5 protein-coding genes are annotated in these 4721 nt (G+C 63.2%); 3 read left to right on the top strand and 2 right to left on the bottom strand.

What is annotated here, in order from left to right:
• Window positions 1-178: 178 nt before the first annotated feature.
• Both EN750_RS19320 and EN750_RS19315 read left to right on the top strand, forming a co-directional pair.
• Window positions 179-1345: an acetyl-CoA acetyltransferase gene (locus EN750_RS19320; protein WP_127397353.1), complete on the top strand. Its 1167-nt coding sequence runs from the start codon at window positions 179-181 to the stop codon at window positions 1343-1345.
• Between the two features lie 25 nt (window positions 1346-1370).
• A complete protein-coding gene (locus tag EN750_RS19315; RefSeq protein WP_127397352.1) occupies window positions 1371-2375 on the top strand; it encodes an asparaginase in 1005 nt (334 codons plus the stop codon).
• Here the strand turns inward: EN750_RS19315 and EN750_RS19310 are convergent.
• Window positions 2368-3744 (bottom strand): TIGR03808 family TAT-translocated repetitive protein, encoded by a 1377-nt coding sequence (locus EN750_RS19310; RefSeq protein WP_127397351.1) that lies wholly within the window; start codon window positions 3742-3744, stop codon window positions 2368-2370. The two genes, EN750_RS19315 and EN750_RS19310, sit on opposite strands and share 8 nt — an antisense overlap.
• Before the next feature lie 120 nt (window positions 3745-3864).
• On the opposite strand from EN750_RS19310, the gene greA reads away from it, so the two are divergent.
• On the top strand, window positions 3865-4338 hold the full coding sequence (greA, locus tag EN750_RS19305) for a transcription elongation factor GreA (RefSeq protein ID WP_127397350.1): 474 nt from the start codon (window positions 3865-3867) through the stop codon (window positions 4336-4338).
• Here the strand turns inward: greA and EN750_RS19300 are convergent.
• Window positions 4335-4721: type II toxin-antitoxin system death-on-curing family toxin (locus tag EN750_RS19300; RefSeq protein ID WP_245482741.1), on the bottom strand; the 387-nt coding region annotated here is incomplete at its 5' end. The two genes, greA and EN750_RS19300, sit on opposite strands and share 4 nt — an antisense overlap.

Here is a 4721-nt window from a genome sequence, read left to right as displayed (position 1 = left end):
GGATTATTTTTTATTGACGCGTCAATCAACAAAAAAATCGACCGCGATCTTGGCTGTACCAAGCGATTGTCCGCCTCCCGCCCTTAACGAAGTGGGCAGGATTGTTTATATTTGAACAATAAAGGCGAAATGCGCCGTGAGCCCACATGTTAGGCTGGCGCCAAGGATGGAGACCGCCATGACCGCATGCATCGTTGGCTGGGCGCATTCGCGCTTCGGCAAGCTCGAGGGCGAAACGCTCGAAAATCTGATCGTCAAGGTGGCAACCGACGCGCTCGACCATGCCGGCATCGGTCCCGACGAGGTCGACGAGATCGTGCTCGGACATTTCAACGCCGGCTTTTCGGCGCAGGATTTTACCGCCAGCCTGGTGCTTCAGGCCGACGACCGGCTGCGCTTCAAGCCGGCGACGCGCGTCGAGAACGCTTGCGCCACCGGATCGGCCGCGGTCCGTCAGGGCATCCGCGCCATCGACGCCAATGCCGCCCGCATCGTGCTGGTGGTCGGCGCCGAGCAGATGACGACGACGCCGGGGCCGGAGATCGGCAAGAACCTGCTCAAGGCGTCCTATCTGCCCGAGGACGGCGAGACACCGGCGGGTTTCGCCGGCGTCTTCGGCAAGATCGCGCAGGCCTATTTTCAGCGCTACGGCGACCAGTCGGATGCGCTGGCCATGATTGCCGCCAAGAACCACAAGAACGGCGTCGACAACCCCTATGCACAGATGCGCAAGGATTTCGGCTACGAGTTCTGCCGCCAGGAGAGCGAGAAGAACCCGTTCGTTGCCGGCCCACTGAAGCGCACCGACTGCTCGCTGGTCTCCGACGGCGCCGCCGCCCTTATCCTTGCCGACACCGCCACGGCGCTGAAGATGCGCCGTGCCGTTGCCTTCCGCGCCAACGAGCATGTGCAGGATTTCCTGCCGATGTCGAAGCGCGACATCCTGACCTTCGAAGGCTGCGAACAGGCTTGGACCCGGGCGTTGAAATCAGCCGGCGTGACGCTCGACGATCTGTCCTTCGTCGAGACGCATGACTGCTTCACCATTGCCGAACTGATCGAATATGAGGCGATGGGTCTTGCCAAGCCGGGAGAGGGGGCCAAGCTGGCGCTGGACGGCACAACGGCCAGGGATGGTCGCCTGCCGGTCAATCCCTCCGGCGGGCTGAAGGCCAAGGGCCATCCGATCGGCGCCACGGGCGTGTCGATGCATGTCTTGACCGCCATGCAGCTTGTCGGCGAGGCCGGCGGCATCCAGGTGCCGGGCGCCAAGCTTGGCGGCATCTTCAATATGGGCGGTGCCGCGGTCGCCAACTACGTTTCCATTCTCGACCGGATCAGGTAAACCGCCCGCATTTACGGGAGGGTTCATGACAAATCCGGTTCTGATCGAAGTGTTGCGCGGCGCGATCGTCGAGAGCGCGCATCGCGGCTCAGTCGCGGTCTTCGATGGCGATGGCAAGCCCGTCTGGGAGATCGGCGACACAGCCAAGCCGGTGTTTCCGCGCTCGGCGGTCAAGGCGATCCAGGCACTGCCGCTGGTCGAAAGCGGTGCGGCCGATGCCTATGGCTTCGGCAACCGCGAACTGGCGCTAGCCTGTGCGTCCCACTCGGGCGAGCCGGCCCATGTCGACCTTGCGCGATCCATGCTGGCCAAGGCCGGGCTGGACGGATCAGCGCTCGAATGCGGCACGCATTGGCCGTCCAATCATGAAGCCGAGATTGCGCTCGCCCGCGCCGGCGGCTCGCCGAACGCGTTGCACAACAACTGTTCCGGCAAGCATTCCGGCTTCCTCTGCACCTGCGTCCACGCCGGCATTGCGCATCGTGGCTATGTCAAGTCGGGACATGGCCTGCAGGAACTGGTGCGCGACGCCATGCAATCGGTGACGGGCGCTGTCCATGGTGAGGACCAGCGGGCCATCGATGGCTGTTCGATCCCAACCTATGCGGTGCCGCTCAGGAGCTTTGCGATCGGCTTTGCCCGCATGGCCACGACATCAGGTTTTGGCCCCGAGCGAGCCAAGGCCGCGAGGCGGCTGCTGGCCGCCTGCATGGCCGAGCCGTTCTTCGTTGCCGGCACAGGCCGCGAAGACGTCGCACTGATGGAGGCCGCACCAGGGCGGATTTTCACCAAAGGCGGCGCCGAGGGCGTCCATTGTGCCGCAATTCCGGAGCTTGGTCTCGGCATCGCGCTCAAATGCGATGATGGCGCCGGCCGCGCCGGCGAAGCCATGATTGCCACCGTCCTCGCCAAACTGTTGCGCGCCGACGAGGCATTGGCGTTCAAGCTGAGCGAGTTGGCAAACACGCCCATCGAAAACCGCAACGGTGTCAAGGTCGGGGCGCTGAGGCTGACGGCAGCCCTCAACTGACGTGATTGCGCTCGACGGTCAGATGCGCATAGCCGGTATCGTTTGACGAGGCGAGGTCGCCCGTTGCGGGCTCGGCCCAGCGCTGGCCGACAACCGCACCGTTGAGCGCGCCGTCGATGATATTGTCTGAAATGACCGCCGTCCCGGCGCCCTCGACCACGGACACGACGATACCGGTTCCGGCCTTGCGGATGATGTTGCCCGTAGCGACGACATTGCGCAGGTAGGGACCCCAGCCGATCTGCATGCCATAAAGCGGCGCGTTCTCGATGACGTTGTTGGAAACGGTGGTGTCGGCCTCAACGCCGATGCCGACGCCAAATCCCGGCGAGTCGGCGGGGTAGGGACCGCTGGTCGACAGATTGCGCACGATGTTGCCGGAGCAGACGCCCATGCGGCCGCCTTCGTTGAAATTGACGATCGAGATGCCGTTGGCGGCGCCGTCGACGATGTTGTTGCTGATGATGGCGCCTTCGAACGAGAACTCGGAATAGACCGCCGTTTCGCCCGAGCGCGAGCAGGTGTTACCCGATATCTGCAGGTTGCTGGCGCTGTTGGCGCGGATCGCCGAGAAGGCGCAGTCCGAGACGATGTTGCCCGAGATGACGACATTGCCGGCGCGAAAGGCATTGATGCCGTTGCCGTTCTGCCCGGTTCCGCCGCTGCGTGCCTGGATCCGTTGGACGCGGTTGCCGGTGACCATGGTGCCGTCTTCGGCCACCTGCCAGCGGTGCACGAGGATGCCGCCATTGGCGCAATCGGAGACGGTGTTGCCCGTAATGGACAGCCCGCCAGCCTCGACCGAGTAAATGCCGGCATCGGCGGCGCCCGATATCTCGCTGCGCTCGATCCGGCCGATCGCGTGTTCCAGCGCCAGTCCGTTCTTGCCGCTGCCGGTGATCTGACAATTGTCGATGGCGAGGTGCGCGATACGGCGCAGATCGAGCAGCCCTTGCGTGTAACCGCCCATCGTGCGGTTCGAACCATCAAAGACCAGACCGCTGAGTTCGATATGGTCAGCCTGTTCGGCCATGAAAAGGTGGCCGTCACCGCCGTAAACGACGCGCGTCGCGCCCGGCACCCCGGAAAGACGTACGCGGCCGGGCAGCGAGAGATTGGAGACGACATAAGTGCCGGGCGGCAGGAACACCGGCATATCGCGGGCATTGGCGTCACGCAGCAGCTTGGCGAAGGCCTTGCTCTGATCGTCTGATGTGCCGGGCTGCACGCCGAGTTCTGTGGCATTGATCGAGCCGCGCATCGAGGCTTTCTCGATGCCGCTCAAGCTTGCGGCCACCGCCTTGCCGAGCGCAAGCCCCATGACGGCAAAGCCGGCGGTCCCGGTCAGCAGCGTTCGTCTGTTCAACATCGGCACAGAATCCCAGCGTTCAAGCCTGATATCGCAGGAATCGTGCCAGCCGTTCTGCCTCTCCTGGCGAGCGCGCGACAATGGCTTGTCGAGCAGCCTCTGCGGGCCTAAGTTCAGGAAATGAGCAGAGCTTTCACCCGCGAGGAAGACAGCGAAAACGCCATCGCCGGCGTCGGTGAACGGCCGGTCAGCCACCATCGCAATCTGGTGACGGAACGCGGCCTGGCGCAGATCGAGGACAATCTCGCCGATCTGCGCGACATACTGGCGAAGGCCGAACGGAAAGCAGACCGCGAGCGCATCGCGGTGGTATCGCGCGACCTGCGCTACTGGACCGCCCGGCGCGAAAGCGCCGAGTTGTCTGTGCCGGAACCGGGCAGAGACCTAGTGCGCTTCGGCATGGGTGTCACGATCGAGGGCGATGACGGAAGGAAGGTGCACTGGAAGATCGTTGGCGAGGATGAAGCCGATCCGACCAAGGGTAGCATTTCGCATGTTTCGCCGATGGCCGTCGCCCTGTTCGGCAAGAAGGTCGGCGATTTGGCCAGCGTCAACGGCAAGGAATGGGAAATCGTCAAGCTCTCCGAGAGCTAATCCTCGATCTTGACGACATGGTCGCGGAAGAACGCCGCGGCTCCGGCTTCATCGATCTCGCCTGAAGCAACGGCCATGACGAATTCGTAGAGCGTGCCGTTGTCGGCTGTCAGGACATGGCCGTTCACGATCAAAAATGCACCGGCTGCAACTATGGCCGTGCGCTTGTTGCCGTCGACAAAGGCATGATTTCTTGCGATGCCGAAGACATAGGCGGCTGCTAGGTCTTCAACCGAAGGGTTTTCGTAGTTGGCCTTGTTCTCGGCACGCGCGAGCGCAGATTCGAGAGCATTTTCATCTCTCAAACCTTGAGCACCGCCATGCCTGCGCAACTGCTCGGCATGCATCGCTTCAACCGCACGCCGGGTAAGGAACTCCCAGCT

The sequence above is a fragment of the Mesorhizobium sp. M7A.F.Ca.ET.027.03.2.1 genome (genome assembly GCF_003999175.1).
In the GTDB taxonomy this organism is placed as follows: Bacteria; Pseudomonadota; Alphaproteobacteria; order Rhizobiales; family Rhizobiaceae; genus Mesorhizobium.
Note: the sequence above shows the minus strand (reverse complement) of the source record. Positions and strands in the feature narration are given on the sequence as shown.

Coding starts and splice junctions, on each gene's coding strand:
- EN750_RS19315 (WP_127397352.1), top strand. CDS start 1,371: ATGACAAATCCGGTTCTGATCGAAGTGTTGCGCGGCGCGATCGTCGAG.
- greA (WP_127397350.1), top strand. CDS start 3,865: ATGAGCAGAGCTTTCACCCGCGAGGAAGACAGCGAAAACGCCATCGCC.
- EN750_RS19320 (WP_127397353.1), top strand. CDS start 179: ATGACCGCATGCATCGTTGGCTGGGCGCATTCGCGCTTCGGCAAGCTC.
- EN750_RS19310 (WP_127397351.1), bottom strand. CDS start 3,744: ATGTTGAACAGACGAACGCTGCTGACCGGGACCGCCGGCTTTGCCGTC.